The sequence below is a fragment of the Paenibacillus sp. FSL M8-0334 genome, from assembly GCF_038000405.1.
GTDB classification, from domain to species: Bacteria; Bacillota; Bacilli; order Paenibacillales; family Paenibacillaceae; genus Paenibacillus_AQ; species Paenibacillus_AQ campinasensis.
Genome location: NZ_JBBOCH010000002.1, coordinates 836,726 through 859,084 on the forward strand (window position 1 = coordinate 836,726; position 22,359 = coordinate 859,084).

Annotated in this window: 22 protein-coding genes and 1 other RNA gene; 12 read left to right on the forward strand and 11 right to left on the reverse strand. The window is 52.2% G+C overall.

Translation table 11 applies throughout. The features are described from left to right. Window positions 1–33: 33 nt before the first annotated feature. Window positions 34–1,227, reverse strand: coding sequence for an MFS transporter (locus MKX64_RS17955; protein WP_230875623.1), 1,194 nt, complete (start codon window positions 1,225–1,227; stop codon window positions 34–36). Between the two features lie 219 nt (window positions 1,228–1,446). On the opposite strand from MKX64_RS17955, the gene MKX64_RS17960 reads away from it, so the two are divergent. Next, a complete protein-coding gene (locus MKX64_RS17960; protein ID WP_095263987.1) occupies window positions 1,447–2,526 on the forward strand; it encodes a tetraprenyl-beta-curcumene synthase family protein in 1,080 nt (359 codons plus the stop codon). A gap of 24 nt (window positions 2,527–2,550) precedes the next feature. Beyond that, entirely contained in the window at window positions 2,551–3,522 is a 972-nt protein-coding gene (gene pfkA, locus MKX64_RS17965; RefSeq protein WP_095263988.1) for a 6-phosphofructokinase, read from the forward strand. A 187-nt stretch (window positions 3,523–3,709) separates the two neighbouring features. On the opposite strand, the gene MKX64_RS17970 is transcribed toward pfkA, so the two are convergent. The 4 genes from MKX64_RS17970 to MKX64_RS17985 form a co-directional block, all read right to left on the reverse strand. Then, complete coding sequence (locus MKX64_RS17970) at window positions 3,710–5,086, reverse strand: MATE family efflux transporter (protein ID WP_155617678.1); 1,377 nt, start codon at window positions 5,084–5,086, stop codon at window positions 3,710–3,712. A 336-nt stretch (window positions 5,087–5,422) separates the two neighbouring features. Further along, window positions 5,423–6,601, reverse strand: a complete 1,179-nt coding sequence (locus tag MKX64_RS17975; protein WP_155617677.1) for a putative glycoside hydrolase — start codon at window positions 6,599–6,601, stop codon at window positions 5,423–5,425. A gap of 288 nt (window positions 6,602–6,889) precedes the next feature. Further along, on the reverse strand, window positions 6,890–7,084 hold the full coding sequence (locus tag MKX64_RS17980) for a hypothetical protein (protein WP_095264046.1): 195 nt from the start codon (window positions 7,082–7,084) through the stop codon (window positions 6,890–6,892). 177 nt (window positions 7,085–7,261) lie between these two features. Next, on the reverse strand, window positions 7,262–8,083 hold the full coding sequence (locus MKX64_RS17985) for a YitT family protein (protein ID WP_095397966.1): 822 nt from the start codon (window positions 8,081–8,083) through the stop codon (window positions 7,262–7,264). Window positions 8,084–8,370: 287 nt separating this feature from the next. Between MKX64_RS17985 and MKX64_RS17990 the strand changes: the two genes are divergently transcribed. Beyond that, entirely contained in the window at window positions 8,371–9,948 is a 1,578-nt protein-coding gene (locus MKX64_RS17990; RefSeq protein WP_095263993.1) for a DEAD/DEAH box helicase, read from the forward strand. Window positions 9,949–10,206: 258 nt separating this feature from the next. Here MKX64_RS17990 and MKX64_RS17995 read toward each other — a convergent pair whose 3' ends face one another. Further along, window positions 10,207–10,317: a sporulation protein YjcZ gene (locus tag MKX64_RS17995; RefSeq protein WP_196426406.1), complete on the reverse strand. Its 111-nt coding sequence runs from the start codon at window positions 10,315–10,317 to the stop codon at window positions 10,207–10,209. A 174-nt stretch (window positions 10,318–10,491) separates the two neighbouring features. Between MKX64_RS17995 and MKX64_RS18000 the strand changes: the two genes are divergently transcribed. From MKX64_RS18000 to MKX64_RS18010, 3 genes are all read left to right on the forward strand, one after another. Continuing rightward, window positions 10,492–11,295, forward strand: a complete 804-nt coding sequence (locus MKX64_RS18000; RefSeq protein WP_095263994.1) for a YesL family protein — start codon at window positions 10,492–10,494, stop codon at window positions 11,293–11,295. Window positions 11,296–11,338: 43 nt separating this feature from the next. Continuing rightward, window positions 11,339–11,530, forward strand: a non-coding RNA gene (gene ssrS, locus MKX64_RS18005) — 6S RNA. A gap of 144 nt (window positions 11,531–11,674) precedes the next feature. After that, entirely contained in the window at window positions 11,675–12,067 is a 393-nt protein-coding gene (locus MKX64_RS18010; protein WP_095263995.1) for a DUF1499 domain-containing protein, read from the forward strand. A 116-nt stretch (window positions 12,068–12,183) separates the two neighbouring features. On the opposite strand, the gene tpx is transcribed toward MKX64_RS18010, so the two are convergent. After that, window positions 12,184–12,702: a thiol peroxidase gene (gene tpx / locus MKX64_RS18015; protein ID WP_095397967.1), complete on the reverse strand. Its 519-nt coding sequence runs from the start codon at window positions 12,700–12,702 to the stop codon at window positions 12,184–12,186. A 118-nt stretch (window positions 12,703–12,820) separates the two neighbouring features. Here tpx and MKX64_RS18020 point away from each other — a divergent pair, with 118 nt between their 5' ends. Together MKX64_RS18020 and MKX64_RS18025 are read left to right on the forward strand one after the other, a co-directional pair. Then, window positions 12,821–13,450 (forward strand): rhomboid family intramembrane serine protease, encoded by a 630-nt coding sequence (locus MKX64_RS18020; protein WP_095398000.1) that lies wholly within the window; start codon window positions 12,821–12,823, stop codon window positions 13,448–13,450. A gap of 73 nt (window positions 13,451–13,523) precedes the next feature. Further along, the gene (locus tag MKX64_RS18025) at window positions 13,524–14,456 is read left to right on the forward strand and encodes a LysR family transcriptional regulator (protein ID WP_095263998.1); all 933 of its coding nucleotides are present in this window, start codon (window positions 13,524–13,526) and stop codon (window positions 14,454–14,456) included. 102 nt (window positions 14,457–14,558) lie between these two features. On the opposite strand, the gene MKX64_RS18030 is transcribed toward MKX64_RS18025, so the two are convergent. Both MKX64_RS18030 and MKX64_RS18035 read right to left on the reverse strand, forming a co-directional pair. Next, window positions 14,559–15,239, reverse strand: coding sequence for a zinc metallopeptidase (locus tag MKX64_RS18030; protein ID WP_341036881.1), 681 nt, complete (start codon window positions 15,237–15,239; stop codon window positions 14,559–14,561). A 41-nt stretch (window positions 15,240–15,280) separates the two neighbouring features. Further along, entirely contained in the window at window positions 15,281–15,736 is a 456-nt protein-coding gene (locus MKX64_RS18035; protein ID WP_230875621.1) for a MerR family transcriptional regulator, read from the reverse strand. Window positions 15,737–16,069: 333 nt separating this feature from the next. Between MKX64_RS18035 and MKX64_RS18040 the strand changes: the two genes are divergently transcribed. Genes MKX64_RS18040 through MKX64_RS18050 form a run of 3 tightly spaced genes read left to right on the forward strand, consistent with a single transcriptional unit; the run spans window position 16,070 to window position 19,348 of the window. After that, window positions 16,070–17,464: an ammonium transporter gene (locus MKX64_RS18040; RefSeq protein ID WP_095264002.1), complete on the forward strand. Its 1,395-nt coding sequence runs from the start codon at window positions 16,070–16,072 to the stop codon at window positions 17,462–17,464. A gap of 58 nt (window positions 17,465–17,522) precedes the next feature. Further along, window positions 17,523–18,611, forward strand: coding sequence for a DUF294 nucleotidyltransferase-like domain-containing protein (locus tag MKX64_RS18045; protein ID WP_095397968.1), 1,089 nt, complete (start codon window positions 17,523–17,525; stop codon window positions 18,609–18,611). Further along, the gene (locus MKX64_RS18050) at window positions 18,608–19,348 is read left to right on the forward strand and encodes a 3'-5' exonuclease (protein WP_095397969.1); all 741 of its coding nucleotides are present in this window, start codon (window positions 18,608–18,610) and stop codon (window positions 19,346–19,348) included. Before MKX64_RS18045 ends, MKX64_RS18050 begins: the two co-directional genes overlap by 4 nt. Here the strand turns inward: MKX64_RS18050 and MKX64_RS18055 are convergent. Then, window positions 19,330–19,866: a M67 family metallopeptidase gene (locus MKX64_RS18055; protein WP_341036885.1), complete on the reverse strand. Its 537-nt coding sequence runs from the start codon at window positions 19,864–19,866 to the stop codon at window positions 19,330–19,332. The two genes, MKX64_RS18050 and MKX64_RS18055, sit on opposite strands and share 19 nt — an antisense overlap. A gap of 116 nt (window positions 19,867–19,982) precedes the next feature. Here MKX64_RS18055 and MKX64_RS18060 point away from each other — a divergent pair, with 116 nt between their 5' ends. Further along, on the forward strand, window positions 19,983–20,531 hold the full coding sequence (locus tag MKX64_RS18060; RefSeq protein ID WP_095397971.1) for a TlpA family protein disulfide reductase: 549 nt from the start codon (window positions 19,983–19,985) through the stop codon (window positions 20,529–20,531). A 133-nt stretch (window positions 20,532–20,664) separates the two neighbouring features. Here the strand turns inward: MKX64_RS18060 and cimA are convergent, their stop codons facing one another. After that, entirely contained in the window at window positions 20,665–22,281 is a 1,617-nt protein-coding gene (cimA, locus tag MKX64_RS18065) for a citramalate synthase (RefSeq protein ID WP_095397972.1), read from the reverse strand. Window positions 22,282–22,359: the final 78 nt, after the last annotated feature.

Genomic DNA, 22,359 nt, shown 5'->3' on the forward strand with positions numbered 1-22,359 from the left:
CAAGCTTGGGGCAAGCCTATAACCGGGGGGAGGTCAGCCCCCGATTCCTTCATCATAGACCTGCCCAGGCTTCGCCAGCAGATGGCGGCCGAGGAAGCCGGCAAAAGCCAGCACGGACAACATCGCCGCCAACATGTAGAAGAAGGGGCGTCCGGCATGTTCAAACAGGATGCCGCCAAAGGCGCCGCTGATCAGCCCCGAAGCGCTGGACCAGAAGATGGTGAACAACGCCATGCCGGTCGCCCTGAATTGGAGCGGCATCATCCGCGTAATATACCGGACGGCCGTTACATAGAAGACGCCGAAGGTGATGCTGTGCAGGCACTGCACGGCAAGCACGACGATTGGATCGGCCGCGAGCGCCATCAGTAGAAAGCGCAGTCCAAACATGAGGCTGGCAAAAGCGAGCAGCGGAAGTTCCTTGATGTTGTCGCCGTATTTGCTCAGCAGAAAGAAAATCGGAATTTCGCTCACAGCCGCAATCATGAGCGCCCAGCCAATCAGTCCTTCTCCCGCCCCGAGCTGGGACAGGGTTACCGTGAAGAAGGCCTCGTTCATGCGGTGGGCGAGCGCCAGGCAGAGCGTGCACCCGAAGAACCACAAGAGCTCCCTGGAGCGCAAAAGTCTCAGCAGGTTCGCCGCATTCATGCCTTCGACCTTGTTCATGACCCCGTCTTTCAGCTGAAGGGAGAACAGCAGCGTAAATACGCTGAGCGCAATGCCGATGGCCAGCGTCCAGGACACCCCTTGAGCGCCGATGACATACCCGATCGCGAGTGCAAAAAAAGCGTAGCCGAGCGATCCGAACACGCGAATCACCGTGAAGCTGCGCCCGTAGCGCTGCGCGGTCTGGATGGCCATCGTGTCCGCCAGCGGATAGACCGGATAATAGAAGAAATAGAACAGGCTGATCACGGTGAACACCAGCGCGAAGCCTGACACCTGCCAGAGCAGAAGCAGCAGCACAAGCTGGCCGATCAGCAGCAATGTCAGAATGCGCTTGATCGTACGGTATTTGTCGCTGGCGTAGCTCCAGATCATGTTCGAGAACATCGAGATCAGCGGACCGATAGCATACAGATAGCCGATCTGGGCGCTGCTGAACCCGATGCTTTTGTAATACAAAGGAAAGTATGAGATGACCAGGGCGGTGGAGCCGAATATCGTAAACATAAACGCGCGCAGCCAGTTCTGGTCTGACGCGGCGGGCATCGTTTTCTTGTTCATAAACGAAAGCTTCTCCATATCTTTATTTCAAATGACAACTCCGCTAAGTATATAACATATTGCGTAATGGAGATAGATGAATATATGCCTGTATTCACGATATCGCCGGCGAAATTCCAAAGTCAATGAAGGTTGTTATTTGTGCAAAATGTACGATCATATTATAATTAAGTGTGGTTTGGATAGGTATAAAAGACAACCGTGTGGAGGCAGAGTTCATTGAATGATCAGGAGCTGAGCCGTAAGGTACCGCGCAGCCCGTTTGGGCTGATGAACCGGGTATACAAATTCATATTGCCGGAAGTGCGGATTGAACTGGATAAGTGGCGTCAGGAAGCCGAACGAATACCGGATGAGGAGCTGCGGAGGCAGGCGCTGGCCAGCATCGACACCAAGCGCTTCCACTGTCAAGGGGGAGCGGTCTATGCTGCGGCAAGTCTCCCGGACAAACATATCCTTATTCCGCTCATTGTGGCATACCAGACGATCAGTGATTATCTGGATAATTTATGCGACCGCAGCACTTCTTTGGATCCCGCGGATTTCAGGCAGCTTCATCAATCGATGCTGGATGCCGTCACCCCGGGAAGCGAGCTGGCTGATTATTATTCGCTCCGGACAGAGAAGGAGGATGGGGGATATCTGACCCGTCTTGTAGAGACCTGCCGGAACCGGATTGCAGAGCTTCCTGGATATGAGGCGGCACAGCCCTACATAAGGGATCTGGCTGAGCTGTACACCGATCTGCAAGTGTACAAGCACATCCATCCGCAAGAGAGAGAATCCGCATTGCTGGAATGGTGGTCCCGCCATGCGCACCGGACGCCGCATTTGCGCTGGAATGAGTTTGCAGCGGCAACGGGCTCGACGCTCGGCGTGTTCATGCTGTTTCTGGCCGCCACCGACCCCTTTCTGGATGACGAGGATGCGTCGACCATTCATGGGTCTTATTTTCCTAACGTATGCAGTCTCCATATTATGCTGGATTACCTGATTGATCAGGACGAAGACAGGCTGGGCGGCGATTTGAACTTTTGCAATTACTACGAAGATGCGGATACGATGCTAAACCGTATTGCTTCTATCGTTGAGTGGGCACGGAAGGATGTCACGGCGATCCCCTCGACCCCTTTTCATCGCATGATCATAGAGGGGCTACTTGCCCTATATTTATCCGACCCCAAAGTCAGCGAGCAGCAGCTGGTACGCTCCGTATCCAGGCGCCTGATGAAGAGAAGCCCGATGACCCGGTTATTTTTCTTTGTCAACAGCCGATGGATTCGCAAGCATAAAGTATGAGTCACTTAAGGAGGAATAAGAATCATGTCAGAAATTAAAAAAATCGCAGTTCTTACCAGTGGGGGCGACTCCCAGGGGATGAACGCAGCCGTTCGTGCTGTCGTTCGCAGCGGCTTGTACCATGGGCTGGAAGTGTATGGGGTTCAGCGTGGGTATCAGGGACTTTTGAATAATGATATTTTCAAAATGGATCTGCGCAGCGTCGGAGACATTATCCAGCGGGGCGGAACCATTCTGCAGTCGGCTCGCTGTGAAGAGTTCAAGACGGCCGAGGGACAGCAGAAGGGCGCGGACATTTTGAGACAGAACGGAATTGACGGTCTTGTTGTTATCGGCGGCGACGGTTCTTATCAAGGTGCCAACAAGCTGAGCAAGCTCGGCATCAAGACGATGGGACTGCCTGGCACGATCGACAATGATATTTCATATACGGACTATACGATCGGGTTTGACACAGCGGTGAGCGTTGTGGTGGATGCGGTGAACAAGCTTCGGGATACGATGTCTTCCCATGCCCGTTCGTCTGTGGTAGAGGTTATGGGCCGTCATTGCGGTGACATCGCCCTGCATTCCGGTCTTGCCTCCGGTGCGGAGACGATTCTGGTGCCTGAAGTGGAGTTCAACCTGGATGAAGTGGCTGACCGGATGAGAGAGAACTTCGCAAATGGCAAACGCCACAGCATTATCATCGTTGCTGAAGGTGTAGGCCGCGGGGAAGATATCGTCAAAGGATTGAAGGAACGCCATGCGTCCATCGATGCGCGTGTAACGGTGCTTGGACATATCCAGCGCGGCGGCGCACCGACTCCGTTTGACCGGAACCTGGCGAGCCGTCTCGGTGATTTCGCGGTTCGCAGCTTGATTAACGGCGAGTCGGATAAAGGCTGCGGTATTATTAAAGGAGAGCTGGTGCTCACCGACATCGACAAGGTTGTCAACACGAAGAAGCAGTTTGACATGGAGATGTACAACCTGGCGCTGCGTCTGTCCCAATAATCAGGGACAGCAGCAAGCGTGGGTTATACGCTCGAAATTGAAACATACGCCAATAACGAAACAACAAGGTCGAGGACAGGGGCTGATCAGCCCGATCCTCGACCTTGTTGTTTGTTGGTTTGTTAGCCGCGCCGTGCAGCGAAGCGCCGATGACAACCGACGATCGGCGCGGACTGTGCGAATGAGATCAACCTTGGCTTGTGTTCGTGCCGCTGGCCTCGCGCTCGAACTTTCGCTGAACTTTCACCAGCCGCAGCAGCATCAGCGTGGCCCCGACGGCAAGGCCGGTAATGAGTCCGATCCAGTAGCCGAAGGCCTCTAGTTCTGTGAAGTTCGCCAGCACGTACCCAACGGGCAGTCCGATCACCCAATAGGACAGAAACGCGAGCACAAAGGCCACATTTACATCCTTGTAGCCGCGGAGCGCACCCTGTGTCGGGGTTGCGATGGCATCTGAAATCTGGAAGAAAATCGCGAACAGCAGGAACTGCTGAATAAGCGCGATAACCTCCGGCTCGCTCGAATACAGCCCGGCAACCTGACGCCCGGCGACGAGCAGAATGATCGCGGTTGCCAGCGAGAGCAGGACAGCAAGGCCGATGCCGAGCTTGGCATACTGCCGGGCATCCTTCATACGCCCGGAGCCTGCTTCGAACCCGACTACAATCGTCAAGCTCATGCAGATGCTGAGCGGCAGCATATAGAGCGTGGAGGCAAAGTTCATCGCCGCTTGGTGTGCCGCGATCGTCATCGTGTTAAAGCTGCTCATGAGCAGCGTCACCGCAGCGAATACGGCGGTCTCGAAGAAGATCGAGAAGCCGATGGGCACCCCGATTTTCATAATGCCTTTCCACGCGCTGAGCGATGCCTTGCTAAGCTTGCGGAACATGCCGAAATCGGAGAACGGATGAACTCTATGGACGATCAGAATGGTAATCATCAGAACGATCCAGTAGGTGATCGCCGAGGCGACACCCGCGCCTACACCGCCGAGTCTCGGAAAGAACCACAAACCGTAAATGAACATGGCGTTCAGCACCACGTTCACCGGCAGCGAGATCAGCGTAATGATCATGGATGTGCGCGTCTGCCCGAGCGCATCAATAAAGCTGCGCAGTACGGTATAGGCAAACAGCGGGATGATCCCGAAGGAAATGGCCGTTAAATATTCGATTACCACGCGGTGCACCTCGGGCTCGAGACGCATGCTGTTCAGAATGGAAGGAACAATCGCATAGCCTGCGCCAATGACGATCAGAGCCAGCGCAGCCGAGAGCCAGAGCGCCTGATTCACCTGATAGGGCACTTCCGCTTCCTCGCGCCTGCCCATAAGCTGAGACACGATCGGGGTGATGCCGATCAGAATGCCGCTGAGACCGGTCTGGACCGGAAGCCAGAGGCTGGTGGCGATGGCGACGCCGGCCAAATCAACCGAGCTGAATCGTCCGGACATGTTGGTATCAAAAAAACTGATGGCTGACAAAGCCAGCTGAGTGATCAAGATCGGAATCAAGATAATCGCAAACTGCTTCATCTTGCCGCGCATAGTCGTGGTTTGCAACATTAGAAATAGCCTGCCTTTGATGTAGGATGATGATGAACGAAATGTGCTGCACAAAAAAATCACACTCCCTGCAGTCATCATGGGAGATGAGCTGTAAGGAGCGCTTGGGTCTGAACGTATATGCCGGTTATCGCCGAGCCTCTATTCACGGACATCATATCCATATATCCATGCAAGGTGTGTTCATCGTTTCGTATGCAGCCAGCAATCATCATATCACATTCATTGTCAGCTATCTACCTGATTATTGTTAAAATCGTGAACAGGGAGAGGCGCGAGCACGCCTACGAAAAAAAAAGCCCGGCCGCCCAAGGCAGCCGAACCTGTCATCGCTTCTTAGTGGTCAACGCCTTCCGTATAACGGTTGGAGGCGTTCCAGAGCAGATATTCGTCCACATTGGTATCCTTCAGTGCCCGGATCTGCTCTTCGATTTCAAATTTCCCATACTTCGTATAATTCCCGCTGCCGAGCCAGCTGGCTGTGAAATCCTGAATCCAGGGCCTGATGATCGGCTTTTTCTCGCCAAGCTCATCCAGCTTCTTGTGCGTATCCTCCATCGAGCCTTTGATGACCTGATACGGCGCCTTGTCCGGCGTTTGCGATCCGTACCAGCCGGCTGAATAATGGCTTGGATACACCATCGGGCTGATGACGTCGACATTTTTGGATATTTTGACAAAATCCTGACCGATGCCTTCCGCTGCCGGAACCGAGGCGGCATAACCGAAGATGTCGACAGACACCCGGATGCCCATCGGGGCCAGCTCCTCGCGCGCGTACTGCACAAAATCCGCTACGACATCGACCCGGGACTGTTCGGTTTTGGTGTACTTGAGGGAATCGGCTCTTTTCTCAAATCCCTCGGGGAAACGGACATAATCGAACTGGATCTCTTTAAATCCCAGCTTGGCCGCTTCTTTGGCGATTTCGAGGTTGTATTCCCATACTTCGCGCTCGTATGGATTGACAAAGCTGTCACCACCGCCATTTTTCCATACGGTGCCGTCGCTCTTCCGGAAGGAGAGCTCGGGATTTTTCTTTGCCAATATCGTATCCTTGAACACAACGACTCTGGCGATCGGATAAATATCATGCTTCTCAAGCCGGTCCATCAGCTGATGGATGTCTTTGATGAAGGGCTGTGAATCCCCAAGCTCAAGCAGCTTCGGATTGTCGGTTTTGTACGTTATGTAGCCCTCGTCATCCTTGATGTCGATCACCATCGCATTCAGCTCGGTGTCGTCGATCAGGTTGATGAGCTGATCCATTCTGGAGCCGCCTGCGCTGTAGGCGGTTACGTAAACGCCCTTCACTTTGGGGGCATCTGCCTGCGGATCGATTTCGGTCGTGTTCTGCTTGACGCCAGGCTTTCCTGGAACCTGCTGCTTGCTTTGGATGACGGCGGAGGTAATGGATGATTGCATGATGGTGGAAAGCGTGTCCTCACGCTGATCTGTCCCCGTTAAGCCAAAACCCGATGAGGCCAGGATGATGAAGGCCAAGATGATGTTCATATTATTCCCTCTCCCTTGTGTACGTTCAATCAAATTATAATGGAATGGAAGAAACGAAAAAGAACAGGATTGTTACATTGTACTGTATACTGTGCCGTATGTACTTTGTCTTTAAACGGGGAAATGGTGGTTCAAACGTCAGCCGGGGCGGGTGAGCCATCTGGAGGAAGAAAAAAACCCCCGCGTGGCAGGGAAATATAGAGGCAACAAAAAATGCCGCTACCGCCGGGAACATCCGGACGAATAACGGCATTTTGTAATGCAATCATGCAATTGTACGTGTAAAAATTAGTGAAGCGGAGCTTGGCTCTGGTGCTCACAAAGGCTGTACTGAATGATCTCCAGCGCATCCTCCTGTTCGAGGATATTCAGCCCGTCCCTCAGAACAATCATGGAGTTGAGTTCGTTTTGTCTGAAGAATGGGATCATCTCCGGGAACCACTTCATAACGATCTGTGACAATCTTACCGTTTCCATTTCCATCAAAATCACCCTTTCCTTCCTTGAATGTTAGGTTAGGCAGGACGTCTTCAGTAAAACGGAAAAACAGATAAAAATGGGCCTGGGGATGGTGCCTGGCTCAAGCTTTCTTAAGACTATTGTAGGAACACCGCACCAATATTATACCACAAAATTAACAATTGCTCATCCCTGAGGGGATCAGTTGCGCCTAAATTGTCCCATCACAGCAACGGTTTCGACGACATTCACAAACGCCTCGGGGTCTGTCTCAGTAATGATTCGCCGCAGCTCAGCCAGCTCATAGCGGGTCGTAACGGTCATCAGCATATCTTTTTCCCGATGGGTAAACGCGCCCTCGGTTTTAATCTTCGTGACGCCTCTAGGCCGCTGCAGCAGCTTGCTCAGCAGTGCTTCGGTCTGGTTGGTGACGATAAATACCGTCACTTTGATATGGCTGATATGCAGCAAATCAATCATTTTTCCGCTGACATAGATGGAGACCATCGAGGCCAGCGCCAGATTCCAATCCTGGTCCAGGTAAGCGACAGCCAGGATGACGATCGCATTCAAGGTAACAAGCACGCTTCCGACCGGGAAATCCCGGTACTTGGTCACGAGCGAGCCGATAATATCAAAACCGCCTGTCGAGCCGCCCACGCGGAATGACAACCCGGTGCCAAATCCGACCAGGACGCCCCCGAAGACGGAGGAGAGCAGCATGTCCGTAGCTACAGCCTGTACCGGAATCAACTCCAGGAACAGGGTGGTGACAATAACAGAAAAGATACTCAGCACGACAAATCGTTTCCCGAGCTGAAACCAGCCGGTCACCAGAATCGGGATGTTCAGAACAAAATACATGAGGCTGACGCTGAGTGGTGAAAAATAAGAAATGAGCAGCGCGATACCGGATACGCCCCCGCTGAGAAGGTGGTGGGGGATTAGAAAAAGATTGAATCCGGCCGCGATCACAATTCCTCCAAACAGGATTGCAGCATAGGTCCATAGACGCTTCAACATAGGAATCACCTCCCGGTTATTATGACTTTCTTAAGCTTGATGGTATTCCGGTTTCGTTTTGTGATATAATGTATTGGATATTCTTGAGTAGTTCGTTACAATGAAAACTTTGCAAGGTATCAGGATGATTATACATTATTGCCTGCCATTTACCAGGCGTATGAGAGATATACTTGGTTGCACCATGCAGAAAATCCTGCTGGCCGGGAAAGCCTATAAACGTTACCGCTACTTGAGAATACAGATAAGAAAGTGGGATGCCCACAGATAGAAGGAGTATGAACCTATTGAAAAACTTCGCAGATTTTGGTTTGGAGCCACGCGTGCTCCAAGCGATTACCGAGCTTGGCTTTGAAGAAGCCACGCCGATTCAGGCGCAATCGATTCCTATTGCCCTGACAGGGAAGGACATGATTGGACAAGCACAGACGGGGACCGGTAAAACGGCCGCATTCGGCCTGCCGCTGATCCACAAGATTGCCAAGGAAGAAGAGCGAATCGTCGCTCTCGTTATGACCCCAACCCGTGAGCTTGCCATTCAGGTTGCGGAAGAAATCGGCAAACTGTCCCGTTTCAAAGGCATTCGTTCATTAGCAATTTATGGCGGTCAGGATATCGGCCGTCAGATCCGGGCTTTGAAAAAGAAGCCTCAAATTATTATCGGCACGCCGGGTCGTTTACTTGACCATATCAACAGAAAAACGATTCGTCTTGACGACGTGCAGACGGTTGTTCTGGATGAAGCGGATGAAATGCTGGATATGGGCTTCATGGACGACATCCAGTCGATCCTCAAGCTCGTGCCGGAGGAACGTCAAACACTGCTCTTCTCGGCCACGATGCCGGCGAACATTCAGAAGCTCGCTTCCCAGTTTCTGAAGGATCCGGAGCATGTATCGGTGATTCCGAAGCATGTTAGCGCGCCGCTGATTGATCAGGCTTATATCGAGGTTCCTGAACGCCAGAAATTCGAGGCGCTGAGCCGGCTGCTGGATATGGAGTCTCCGGAGCTCGCGATCGTATTTGGCCGTACCAAGCGCCGGGTGGATGAGCTGGCAGAAGCGCTCCAGAAGCGCGGTTATTCTGCAGACGGACTTCACGGTGACCTGTCCCAGCATCAGCGGGATACCGTAATGCGCAAGTTCCGTGACGGCAGCATTGACGTTCTGGTTGCAACCGACGTAGCTGCGCGCGGACTTGATGTATCCGGCGTAACCCATGTTGTGAACTTCGACCTTCCGCAGGATCCGGAAAGCTATGTACACCGTATCGGCCGTACAGGGCGCGCGGGCAAGGAAGGAACGGCCTGGTCGTTTGTTACACCACGCGAGATGGATCATCTGTATTTCATCGAGCGCGTGACGCGTCAGCGCATTCCGCGCAAGCCGCTGCCTACGATGGCTGAAGCGATTGAAGGCAAGCAGCGCGTCATCGCCGAGCGTGTGCTTGAAATTATCGAGCAGGGAGAATTGACCGAATACAAAGGTCTTGCGATTCAACTGCTTGAGCAGTATGATTCCGTACAGCTGCTGGCAGCTGCGATGAAACTGCTCACCGGTGACAAGAAGGAATCGGTGGATATCCATCTGACACCGGAAGATCCGATTCGCGCGAAGCGCCGCAAGCCGGACATTCGCAGCGGACGCAAGCCGAGCGGCGGATATGGCGGACGCAGCAACAGCGGCGGATATCGCCAGAACCGCGAAGGCGGCGGCAACCGCGGAGGATACTCCAAGGGCGGTTACAACCGTGATGGCAACCGCAGCTACGGCAGCCGCGACGGCAACCGCAACAGCAGCGACCGCAGAGAGCGCAGCTATAGCGGTGGAGATCGCCGCAGCAGCAACCGCAGCGGAGACGAATAAGCCGCGCTGAACGAATCAGTAGAAGGCGCATGAACACGAGAGGCGCCGAAGTCAGGCTCTGCAACAGAGCGATGGCTTCGGCGCCTTTTTTTACATAGATATAGTCTAACCGGTTGCTGCAAGGCTTGTTCGTCAGCCGCCAATGGCACGAACGCAGAAAAAAGACGAAGCCCGGTCCGTCAAGACCGTCTTCGCCACATGCTTGCCCTTGAAATCATATATCCAAACCCTAGTAACGTTTATAATTGATAGGATTCGTTATACCCAGAAAGCACGCAGAATGATAACCAGAAGAATGAAGAGAACAAGAACGATGCCAGTCGTTCCATACAGTCCAGCTCCTGCTCCATATCCACCAACACAAGACATTGAAACTCCTCCTTCATCTTTAAGGATTACTGCTTGGTTATGGTTCATATTATGAGAAGCTGCGGAATCCGGTTTGGACGTGTACCCAGACGCTATAAATTAGGCACTGGTCACGGGCAGGGCAAATAAGGTATATTTATAGATACATGCATGTTTAGTGAGGAGGAAAAAGACTTGGAAATGAAAGGAGCCATGGGTGGCTTATACAGGCTCACCGAATGGATTACCCGTATCGCTTTTTCAAATGTGCTGTGGGTTCTTTGCACATCGCCTTTCCTGTTTATTCTATTGACCAAGTACTTGATGGCGGTTCAGACGCCGGAAGCCCATAATGAGCAGCTTCTATCGAACTGGATTTTGGCCATTTTGTCGCCTTTTGTACTGTTTCCTGCCACCGCGGCCCTGTTTACGGTTGTCCGCAAGTGGGTTATGGGCAATCCGGATGTATCCGTATTCAAAACGTTCTTTAAAGGGTACAAAGAGAACTACAAGCACAGTATGATTGGCGGTATTGTGTATACGCTTCTATTCGTTATTATGTATGTTGACTATACCGTCTACATGACCCAGCTGGAAGGCTTCCAGCTTGTCGGCATCGTGATGCTCGTGCTGCTTCTGGTGGTGTTTGTATCGCTGTTTAATTTCTTCTCGATGACGGTTCATTATGAGATGAAGATTACACAGATTCTGAAAAATTCGATTTTGCTGACACTGATTCGTCCGTTTCGGGTGTTCTCGACGCTGGCGGGAAGTGCGGTTCTGATCTATATAGGTTTTCAGATGCCGGTGCTCTTTATGTTCTTCCTGTTCTGTCTGATCGCACTGCTCGCCTTCTTTAACTTCTATGCCACATTTATGAAAATGCAGGAGCAGCAGGAGAAGATGAGACTCGCAGAAGAAGAGAACACTGAGACGGAGCAGGAGCTGCTGGACAGCGCAGATTCCGTCAAGAAAGACCGGAAAGAGTCGAAATCCTAGAACACTTAGTTTACTTTTTCTAAAAAACCCCCTATAATAAGACTACATCCTGCGATGTTCGTTTCGGTTTTCCGTTGTTTTGAACCAATGACGATGTCTAGGGAGACTCATATTGAATCGTGGCTGAACAGCCCTGTCACTTATGACAAGGGGAATTCATAAGCGTTTCTGCGGTCACCCACCTGCTATAGCAGGTTCGAAGACAATGATACCGGACGGCATAGGCGGGTTTCGTACAACGAATGAATGGGCATCTCTTATTTCGGAATTTCGAAATAAAGAGGTGCCTTTTTGCTGTATATAAAGGTTTGCTGAAAGCATAAACAATGTTAAACTAGAGTATGGAAAGGAACGGTCATTTATAAAGGAGGAACGGTCTTTGTCATTAAAACGAGTTCTAATCGGTATCGTGCGCAGCTATGACGGCACAAGCGACCGTGCTAAAGATCCAAAGCTGAAAACGCGGTATTACAATCTTTCAAAAGAAAAGTGTTTTGAAGAGGTTTCCTCGACCCTTAAAAAAATTCCAGGCTACAAAGTGCTCCATGAAGTCAAGTCGGTCGGAGAAATTACACTAGAGAAAAAAACGTCGTTTGGCCGTACGCTGGATATCACGGTCTCTGTGCTTGGGATCAATCCGGTGCGCAGTGCGGTGGATATGTATTCGGCTTCCCGCGGTTCCCTGGGGGATCTCGGAGCGAACTACCGTGTAATTTTAAATCTGTTCTCCGTTCTGGATAAAAAGCTGAGCAAGTATAAAGTGGAAGCGTAGCTGAGTATATATACATCAATCGGGCAACAGGCTGCTTTCGGTATAAAGATTAAAAAGCGGGAGAGCTTCTCCCGCTTTTTAATCAAGTGCACGTATTTATGTAAACCGCCAGCGGCTTAACGAAGCGCCTTCACGGCTTCCACTGCAGCTTCATAATTCGGATGCTCGGTCATTTCGCTCAGGTATTCCACATAAGCGATTTTGTCGTTCTGATCCAGAACAAAGATCGAGCGCATGTCGAGCTGGAATTCCTTGATCAGGACGCCGTACGCTTCTCCGAAGGAACGGTTCTTGTAATCGGACAGCGTTACGACACGATCAATGCCGGCCGCACCGCACCAGCGTGCTTGGGCGAATGGAAGATCAACGCTGATGGTAATGACAACGACATCATCTCCAAGTCCGGCAGCTTCTTCGTTGAATCGGCGTGTTTGCGCATCACAAACGCCGGTATCCAGAGAAGGCACAACGCTGATCAGTTTGATTTTTCCGGCAAAATCTTTCAGGGATGCGTCCTCCAGCAGATTTTTGCTCACCGTAAAATCAGGTGCTGTATCACCGACCTTAAGCTCCGGGCCGATCAGTGTGATGGGATTACCTTTGAATGTGGCAGCTCCCGAACGTTCTTGAGCCATGAATATCTCCTCCTTGTTTCTTTGAAATTTGGTAATTGGGTTCATGGTACATTATAATCTTTTTAAAAAGGGAATGTCCACAAGGATGATCCAAGGCCGGCTTGGATGGGAGGATGCTATGATATTTATTCGTTATGAAAATTGGAAGAGCTATCTGCGTTACTATCCGGTAACCGTTCTTCTGCTAATTGCCAATCTCGTCATGTTCATCATTACGTCTTTTGATGGCGGATCAAGAAATTATGTAACGCTGCTGAAGTATGGCGCCGCATCGGATTTGCCGCAGGTTAGCGGGGAGCTGTGGCGCTTATTCACCGCGATGTTCCTCCATAACGGATTTGACCATCTGCTGTTCAACAGTTTTGCACTGCTCGTATTCGCACCGCCTCTGGAGCGGATCATGGGCAGCTGGAAATACGTATTGCTTTACCTGGCGAGCGGCGTGCTGGGCAATGCGATCGGGCTTGCTTACTACACCCGGCAGCTGGACCACTACACCTTCCTCGTCGGGGCCTCAGGCGCGATCTATGGCGTATATGGCGCCTATCTGTATATCGCGCTGTTCCAGCGTCATGTGATGGATGAGGCGTCGCGCAAAATGCTGTACACGCTGCTTATTATCGGGGTTGTTTTCTCTTTTGCCCCGGGAATCAGCATGGCAGGTCATATCGGTGGATTGATCGGCGGATTCTTTATATACGGGCTGATGATTCGTCTGTTCAAGACGCGAACTTCAGATATGCCGTAGTGCCGCAATTGGTTGGGAAAGTTGCAGGATATATTAAGTTTTCTAGGGAAATGAGAATGGAGCGATCAAGATCGTGGAATTAAGACAGTTGCAATACTTTGTAAAGGTTGCGCAAAAGGAACACGTTACCCAAGCGGCAGAGGAGCTGCATGTGGCCCAGTCGGCAGTCAGCAGGCAGATTCATCAGCTGGAAGAAGAGCTGGGTGTGAATCTGTTCATGCAGAAGGGGCGGAACTTGCAGTTAACTCCGGTAGGCCAGCTGTTTTGCAAACGGGTGGAAGGCATCATGAAGGATCTGGACCGGGCTGTGATGGAAATTCATGAGTTTCTGGACCCTGAACAAGGGGAGGTTCGGATTGGATTTCCCCACAGTCTGGGCATTCATCTTATACCGTCCATCGTAGCCGAATTTCGGAAGAAGTACCCGAATGTGAAATTTCGGTTCAAGCAGGGGATGTTTCCAACATTGATACGCGATGTCATCTCGGCTGAGGTGGATCTTGCTTTCGTATCGCCATTTCCGGACCGCCATGATCAGGTGGATGGGGATGTGGTGCTGACAGAGGAGTTGTTCGCGATTCTGCCGCCCAACCATCCGCTTGCGGGTGAGGAGTCGATCAAGCTGGAGCAATTGAAGGAAGAGCGCTTTGTGCTCTTCAGCAAGGGCTATTCGTTGCGGCCGATTGTATGGCATGCCTGCCTTGAAGCGGGATTCACGCCGAAAATCGCCTTTGAAGGCGAGGAAACCGATACGATACGCGGGCTGGTTGCGGCGGGCATGGGTGTAAGCCTGCTGCCGGAGATGGCGCTCTTTCAGACGAACCCGCTCCAGCCTGCGAGGGTTCGCATCTCGGAGCCGAAGGTGACGCGCTCAATCGGTCTTATTCACCGGGCTGATGAAAAGCTCCCTCCCGTAGCCCAGGCATTTCGGAAGTTTCTGCTTCAATACTTTGGCCTGGATGCGACTTCCAAGGAGACTCAGAAAAAACCGAAAAGTCCATCATAGATGCATGAAAAAAGAAGGGAAGCGATCCTGCAGCTTGCGCTGCGAGAATCGCTTCCCTCTTTCGTATATGCAATGACCGGAATCATTGTTGCAGTTAGATCCTTATTCGCGATTGCTGGTGAAGATCATAATGTAACGAATCAGCTCAAGCAAGGAGATCAGCGCGGCAGCCACATACGTCAGGGCAGCTGCGTTCAGCACTTTCGCTACGCCGCGCTCTTCGTCATTGGCGATGTATCCTTCTTGGATCATCAACTGGCGAGCACGGTTGCTGGCGTTAAATTCGACCGGCAGTGTCACGAGCTGGAAAGCCACGGCAGCGGAGAAGAAGATGATCCCGAGGCCGACGAGATTCATGGCGCCAAACAGGAAGCCAGCAATGAGCAGGAACGGTGCAATACCAGAGGCAATGTTCACGACCGGGAACATTTTGTGGCGGGCAACCAGCATCGGGTAATGTTCCTGGTGCTGGATGGCATGGCCAACCTCGTGACAGGCAACCGCTACGGCGGAGATGGAGCGCTCGTAGTATACCGGTTCAGACAGGCGGACAACCCGGTTGATCGGATCATAGTGGTCAGACAGCGTGCCAGGAACCGGCTCGACAGGAACATCATGCAGGCCGTTGGCGTCCAGCAAACGTCTGGCGGCGTCGTAGCCTGTCATCCCGGTGCTTGTTCCGACTTCAGCCCATTTCTTAAAGGTTCCCTTGACGCGGAATTGAGCCCACATCGAGAAGATAAAAGCGATAATAATCAAAACGAACATGCCGTCAAAGTACATTTATCATACCCCCATATTCAGTATATTGTGAGACTGGCATTTCATGACATGGACGTGAACTGATTGATCAGGATCTGCAAAGATTGGATGCAAGCAGCCCCTTTGGGAAGAATGCTGGCCAGTGCCTGACGCTTCTGACTAGGCTTCATTTCACGCAGGATCGGGCTTAGCTCCTTCACTTCGCGTTCGAGCTGCTTTAGATGAATTTCAAGCTGAGTGAGCTTGTCGGTCATATCCTGATCTCCGCCGAGTGATCGCCACTGCTCTAGCCTCTCCTTGATCTCATCTAATGTATATTTCTCCTGCTTCAATTGATTAATACGTTTGAGCGTATCTAACGTTTCAGTGCTATACAGCCGGTAGTTCTTCATGGTTCGCTTCTCCGGTGCAATCAGACCGAGCTTCGTATAATAATCGATGGTTCTTTCACTGATTCCGGCAGCCTTCGCAAGTTCGCCAATCCGAAAAAGATTGGTGCTTGCACTCATAGTCCCCATTTCTTCTCACCTCACAGGCCTTGAGTAATTGTCATGAATGAAAACTGCAGTTTCCCTATCATTAAAGATACATGATTCGGAACCATACAGTCAAACGTCATGCTTCTACCTTTAATATAGCTGGAATCACGGCCAATGAGAAGTTGTACGATATGTACTTTTTATGAACTTGATTTGCACTGTAAACGCTTAATGTTATATTTCATTACATAAAAGACGCTTTTCGGACTTTTTTTCAAAAAAAATCGTTGCCATTTTGAAATGTCGCCCCTATAATGACAATATGAAATCAAGGAGATGTTAAGTAAGTTAACACAAAGGGGAGTGTAAACCATGAAGAAAAAATGGCTAAGCTTAATGATCGGATCGCTAGCTTTAGTAGCGTTCCCGGCCAGTGCTTTCGCGTCGGATGCGGGGGCTTCAACTCTGGAACTGACAGGCGGTTTGAACGCATTGTTCGTCTTCTTGGCGGCATTGCTGGTGTTTTTCATGCAAGCAGGCTTTGCATTGCTGGAGGCAGGTTCGGTCCGCATGAAAAATGCCGGTCACGTGGCAGGCAAAACGTTCCTGACATTCGGGATTGCCATCCTTGCATTCTGGACATTCGGATTTGGTCTCGGATTTGGTAATGGTAACAGCTTCTTCGGAACCGAGGGCTTCTTCCTGAGCGGTGACAGCATGGTCGGCTCGTTCGATTCCGTAGCGGGTGATGTGCCGCTGACGATTATGTTCCTGTTCCACCTGTCCTTTGCGGCAGTATCGCTGGCGATTGCCAGTGGCGGTATGGCTGAGCGTGCGAAGCTGAGCGTATATATCGTCTTCGGATTGCTCTTCACGATTATTATTTATCCGGTTGTCGCTCACTGGGTATGGGGCGGAGGCTGGCTCCACGCGATGGGCATGCAGGATTTTGCCGGCTCGACGGTTGTTCACCTTACCGGTGCGACAGCGGCTCTGGTGGCTACCATTCTGCTCAAGCCGCGTCTTGGCAAGTACAACAAAGACGGCAAGCCTAACAGCATTCCTGGTCACAACCAAGTCTTCTCGATTCTCGGTGTATTCATTATCTGGATTGGCTGGTTCGGATTTAACCCGGGCAGCACGTTGTCCGCATTGATGGACGGGTTCTTCGGCTTCGTGGCGATGAATACGAACATTGCGGCTGCCGCAGGTGCGGTTGCAGCGCTGCTGGTGTCCTGGGCGGTTCTTGGCAAGGCGGATATTCCTAGCATGCTGAACGGTATTCTGGCCGCCTTCGTTGCCATCACAGGCGCTTGTGCTTTCGTTGAGCCTTGGGCTGCGATCGTGATTGGTGCGGTAGCCGGGATTATCACCTTCTTTACGGCTCAATGGTTCGACCGCAAAGGTATTGACGATCCGATCTACGCTTTCTCTGTACACGGTGTAGCCGGTATGTGGGGCGCGGTATCCACAGGGTTGTTCGCTTCTCCTCGCCTGGTCGAGATTACAGAAGTCGGCAAGGCAGGTCTGTTCTACGGCGGCGGCTTTGGTCAGCTCGGCGTACAGATTCTGGGTCTGGTTGGTGCGTTTGCATTCGTACTCGTGATTTCGTTCATTATCCTGTATCTGATGAAGATTACGATGGGCATCCGTGTAACGGAAGAAGAGGAATTGATGGGTCTGGATATCAGCGAGCATGGCACGTATGGTTATCCGGAGCAAATGAAACTGCTGACAGAGTCGGAAGGCAAATCAGCTAAAGCTTGATCCGCATGCGGATAAATGCGTAATTGGGACATAGTTCTTAGATAAAGGAGGCCGTGGCATGAAACGACACAATTCCGTCCAGCTGTTTCCGGAACTTTCGGAATTGCAGACAGCAGCAACGGCCCGGCAATTGCGTGAAATGCGGATCATCTGTCAAAACAAGCTGCTGGATATGCGCAGTTCCATGGAGCTTAAAGCATGGGTTGCATCGGTCAATCTGATGCATGATCTCATCGGACAGCGCGCTGCAGCGATCTGTGAGCACGACATGTGGGAGGCTGGCTTTGGCCGGCCTCCTGCACGTTATGCTTTTGTTGCATTTGGCAGCGGTGGCCGTCAGGAAGCGACGCTGTGGAGCGATCAGGATAACGGTATGATTCTGGGCGATGAGTTGAAGGAGGATGAGCTGCCGTTCTTCCGTGAGTTTGGCCGGCGGCTGTCCGGCATATTGGAGCTTGTGGGCTATCCCAAGTGCTCGGGAAAGGTGATGTGCTCGGAGCCGTTATGGAGCAAGCGGCTTGCGGAATGGACGGAGCAGCTGAGGCAATGGACGGATCAGTTGGAATGGGAGCCGGTGCGCAATTTCATCATCGCCTCCGATCTGCGGTTTATCGCTGGGGATCCAGGGCTGACAGAGGCGTGGATGGAGGCGTACAGGGCCATCGTTGAGCAGCGGCCGGACATCGCCAATGCCGTTCTTCGCAACACCGTCAAGCATAAGGCAACCCTGAACGTGATGGGCCGAATCGTCACCGAGCGCTTTGGCGAACACGCGGGTGAGTTTGACGTCAAGTACGGCATGTACATTCCGCTGGTGAACAGCATCCGGACGATGGCTTTGCAGCGTGGAATCGTCGAGACCTCGACCTTGAAAAGGATGGAGAAGGTCATTCTGCTCGAAGGCGGGAACCTGCTCCTTGAGAGTGTGCAGCGTGCTTTCGTGACGGCTTTGCGGTATCGGAACGATACGCCTCATGCCGAGGAGGACGGTCTGGTTGTCAGCAGCGGATACTTGCCGCCGGAGCAGTTGAAACTTAAAAATGTGCAGTACGAGCTTCGCGACACCCTCGGGGTTGTCCGCCGCATACACCGCTCACTTCAGCGTGAGCACCGCTTAGCGGAAAGAGCGGAAAGGAGGCACCTATGACCGATCCGGTACGCTCTGGAGGGGGCTTCTGGCGCTCGCTTCGCTCCGGCGGCTTCAACTCGGCTCTGTCGTCGATGCGCGGAGCCCAGACGGCACAGCAGATGGCCTTCATCCGTTCCCAAATGAAAGATAACCGCAGGCCGGAGGAGCTTGGAACGCCGCTGGATGAGCTTGAGGTTATCGTGTTCGATCTTGAAACGACGGGGTTCAACCATCAGCACGGGGACGAAATTCTGTCCTTCGGTGCAATCAAGGTCGTCGGCAACCACGTGCTTGAATCGGAAACGTTCCATATGATAGTCAACAGCGGCGTGAGGGTGCCTCCGGTCATCACGGAATTGACCGGGATTTCACAGAAGATGGTGGATGATGCGCCGCCTTTAATGGAGGGGCTGCATGATTTCATGGCTTTTGTCGGGGGCAGGGTTCTTGTCGCGCATGCGGCAGCGCATGACCGCGGCTTCTTGAATGCGGCTCTGTGGAAAACATCCAAGGTACGATTGACCCACCGATTGCTGGATACGATGATGCTTGCCCAGCGGCTGTATCCGGAGCTGAGGGATTTCAGCCTGGATGAGCTGCTGCGGCACAAGGGCATCCCAGTGGAAGGGCGTCATCACGCCCTCTCCGATGCCAGCATGACCGCCCGGCTGTGGGCGAATTATATTAGAGAGATTCAGCACCGCGGCTATGCGGAAACGCTGGGAGATATGTATGTTTATCTAAGCGAAGCATAAGGCACAGGCTGGAGATGATATCGCTGCGCCCTGCAATGCGCAGGGGAAGGGGCCGCTGGCCCGGCGTTGTCATTCAGATGGCCGATGCTGCCTGAATGATCAGGCAGCGTCACTTCGTAGGTTGCAAGCTTGAGCCGGAAGCCGTCGGAGACTCGGAAGGGGGTCCCGATGGCGTAAATCCGGAGCAGGCTCCCGAATGCCTCTAGCTCGGCCAAGTCCTTGGCGGATGGCTCGGGCGGAGTATGCGGATGGCTGTGAAACAATCCGACCAGATCCGGTCTCGTCAGGACGACGGATGTCCACTCGGCGGGATGGAGAGTAAATGCATGCAGCGGTTGATCCGCTGTATTTTTTATGGGGAGAAATTCGGTGACGGTGATGAGGCCGCCGTTCGCATCGTACCCGAGCAGCACGCCGCAGGCTTCCTCAGGATAGCAGGTCCTCACATGATCTTCGATCCGCTTCAGAACGGAGCACGGGAATTCAATTCTATGGATGCTGCCGGACGGGTTGCTCATAGTCTCCTCCATTTTCGAAATGATCTTGTTTTAAAAATGATGGCTTTCAGGGTACAATATAGGATAGGATGTGACAAGTGATAACCTAATAACCTAACGCAAAGGATACTCTACCTATGAAACGTAATCTGATCATTCTGGCGGTGCTCCTGCTGGCTGCAGGGGCGGTCATATATAATCAGGCCGGGCCGGAAATCAAGGCCGTCTTCATGGAGGAACCCCTTCCTACCGAAGTGGGAGCCAGGGACGGGCTGCTGGCACCGTCGTTCACGCTGAAAGGCATGGATGATGCGACCTACAGTGCCGGCGGGCAGCGAGACAAAGCGATCATCGTGAACTTCTGGGCTTCCTGGTGCGATCCCTGCAAGGAAGAAGCGCCGGAGCTGATGAAGCTGGCGGCGAAGTATGAGCAGGATTTGGACGTTTATGGGGTCAATGTGACCAAGTATGATAATGAAAAGAACGCACGCGCTTTTGTGGAAGACTACGGATTGACCTATCCGATTCTGTTTGACCCGGATGGTGAGGTGTACGAGCAGCTGTACAAAGGCAAGGTATTCCCGACCAATGTGCTGATTGACAAAAACGGCGTCATTCAGGAGATCATTCTCGGAGCTCCGCGGCCGCAGGACCTGGAGAAGAAGGTAGCCAGACTTATTCGTTAATCGCTCGTTGTATTTTTATCCCTTTACGTGCCTTTCGCATGGAGAAAAAAGCAGGCTCCTCTGGATGTTGGAGGACCTGCTTTTTTTTACGGTTATGCATGACTCATCGCACTCATTCATGTCCGGATCAATCTTAGTGGTTCACAAGCCCTTGCGGAATTTGCGTTTCCGATACATGCTCTGGCGTGATCTGTCCGAGCAGGGCGTAGCGCATACTGTCCACCAGCGCTTCCCAGCTCGCTTCAAGGACGTTGCTGGATACGCCGACGGTGTTCCAGGAACTCTCGATGTTCTTCGATTCGATCAGCACCCGAACCTTCGCGGCGGTAGCATCTTTGTCATCCAGCACGCGCACTTTGTAATCCGCCAGATGCATTTCCTTGAGCGTTGGGAAATACTGTACGAGCGCTTTGCGCAGCGCGTTGTCCAGCGCATTGACCGGACCGTTTCCTTCCGCGGCGGTGTAGATGCTCTCCCCAGCCACTTTGATTTTGACAAAAGCTTCAGAGACAACCGGTTGACCGGCCACTTTCTCCACCAGCATCTTGAACGATTCGAAGGTGAACAGCTCCTGCAACTGGCCGTCCGCTTCACGCAGCAGCAGCTCCAAGGATGCATCGGCGCCTTCGAATTGGTAGCCTTGATGCTCAAGCTCCTTGATCTTGCCGATAATTTCCTTGGCTTTCTCGCTGCTTGGATCAAATTCAATCCCCATGTCATGCGCCTTGGATACGATGTTGCTCTGTCCGGCAAGCTCCGATACGAGCACGCGCTGCTTGTTGCCGACCTTCTCCGGCTCGATATGCTCGTACGTTCTCGAATCGCGCAAGATGGCCGATACGTGAATGCCGCCTTTATGGGCGAATGCCGCATTGCCGACATAAGGCTGGTTGACCGGCATGTTCACATTGGCGATCTCGCTGACATAGCGGGCCGTGCTGGTCAGATTGCGAAGGTTGTTCTCCCCGATGCAGTCATAACCGAGCTTGAGCTGCAGGTTCGGGATGATGGAGCACAGATTCGCGTTGCCGCAGCGTTCGCCGTAGCCGTTCATCGTGCCCTGCACCTGACGTACACCGGCCTGGACGGCGCTTAATGTGTTGGCCACAGCCAGCTCGCAATCATTGTGGGTGTGGATGCCAAGATTGGCATCCGGCAAAATCGACGTCAAGGAGGTGACGATGTCCGAAATTTCGTTCGGCATGCTGCCCCCGTTCGTGTCGCACATGACGAGCCAGTCCGCCCCGGCTTCGTACGCTTTGGTCATGACTTGTGCGGCGTAATCCGGATTGTTCTTGAAGCCGTCGAAGAAATGCTCGGCATCGAAGATGACCTCAAGTCCTTTTTGTTTCAGGAAAGCGATGGAATCATAGATCATGGCCAGGTTCTCTTCGAGCGTGGTTTGAAGCGCCGTATGCACATGGAAATCCCATGATTTCCCGACCAGTGTCGCTGCGCTGACGCCGGACTCCACCATCCGCTGCAGATTGGCATCCTGATCGGCCACTGAGCCCTTGCGCCGGGTGCTTCCGAACGCAGTCACCTTCGAGGTCAGGCCAAGCTCCTTCACTCTTTTGAAAAATTCGATGTCCTTGCTGTTGCTTCCCGGAATACCGCCTTCAATATAATGAACTCCAAGCGCATTCAGCTTCAAGGCAATTTTGACTTTATCGTCCGCTGACAAGCTGATTCCTTCGCCCTGTGTACCGTCGCGAAGTGTCGTATCAAAGATGGATATGGACTTAGACATAATGTCCTCCTTTTGGATATCCGGGATGGACCACGGTAGTGATATAATGATGTATTATAGCATTTCTTTGCGGGAAAG

What these genes read in the sequence shown, in the direction of transcription:
- MKX64_RS17955 (WP_230875623.1), bottom strand. Translation starts at nt 1,227, where the DNA reads ATGAACAAGAAAACGATGCCCGCCGCGTCAGACCAGAACTGGCTGCGC.
- pfkA (WP_095263988.1), top strand. Translation starts at nt 2,551, where the DNA reads ATGTCAGAAATTAAAAAAATCGCAGTTCTTACCAGTGGGGGCGACTCC.
- MKX64_RS17970 (WP_155617678.1), bottom strand. Translation starts at nt 5,086, where the DNA reads ATGTTGCAAACCACGACTATGCGCGGCAAGATGAAGCAGTTTGCGATT.
- MKX64_RS17975 (WP_155617677.1), bottom strand. Translation starts at nt 6,601, where the DNA reads ATGAACATCATCTTGGCCTTCATCATCCTGGCCTCATCGGGTTTTGGC.
- MKX64_RS17980 (WP_095264046.1), bottom strand. Translation starts at nt 7,084, where the DNA reads ATGGAAATGGAAACGGTAAGATTGTCACAGATCGTTATGAAGTGGTTC.
- MKX64_RS17985 (WP_095397966.1), bottom strand. Translation starts at nt 8,083, where the DNA reads ATGTTGAAGCGTCTATGGACCTATGCTGCAATCCTGTTTGGAGGAATT.
- MKX64_RS17995 (WP_196426406.1), bottom strand. Translation starts at nt 10,317, where the DNA reads ATGTCTTGTGTTGGTGGATATGGAGCAGGAGCTGGACTGTATGGAACG.
- tpx (WP_095397967.1), bottom strand. Translation starts at nt 12,702, where the DNA reads ATGGCTCAAGAACGTTCGGGAGCTGCCACATTCAAAGGTAATCCCATC.
- MKX64_RS18020 (WP_095398000.1), top strand. Translation starts at nt 12,821, where the DNA reads ATGATATTTATTCGTTATGAAAATTGGAAGAGCTATCTGCGTTACTAT.
- MKX64_RS18030 (WP_341036881.1), bottom strand. Translation starts at nt 15,239, where the DNA reads ATGTACTTTGACGGCATGTTCGTTTTGATTATTATCGCTTTTATCTTC.
- MKX64_RS18035 (WP_230875621.1), bottom strand. Translation starts at nt 15,736, where the DNA reads ATGGGGACTATGAGTGCAAGCACCAATCTTTTTCGGATTGGCGAACTT.
- MKX64_RS18040 (WP_095264002.1), top strand. Translation starts at nt 16,070, where the DNA reads ATGAAGAAAAAATGGCTAAGCTTAATGATCGGATCGCTAGCTTTAGTA.
- MKX64_RS18045 (WP_095397968.1), top strand. Translation starts at nt 17,523, where the DNA reads ATGAAACGACACAATTCCGTCCAGCTGTTTCCGGAACTTTCGGAATTG.
- MKX64_RS18050 (WP_095397969.1), top strand. Translation starts at nt 18,608, where the DNA reads ATGACCGATCCGGTACGCTCTGGAGGGGGCTTCTGGCGCTCGCTTCGC.
- MKX64_RS18055 (WP_341036885.1), bottom strand. Translation starts at nt 19,866, where the DNA reads ATGAGCAACCCGTCCGGCAGCATCCATAGAATTGAATTCCCGTGCTCC.
- MKX64_RS18060 (WP_095397971.1), top strand. Translation starts at nt 19,983, where the DNA reads ATGAAACGTAATCTGATCATTCTGGCGGTGCTCCTGCTGGCTGCAGGG.
- cimA (WP_095397972.1), bottom strand. Translation starts at nt 22,281, where the DNA reads ATGTCTAAGTCCATATCCATCTTTGATACGACACTTCGCGACGGTACA.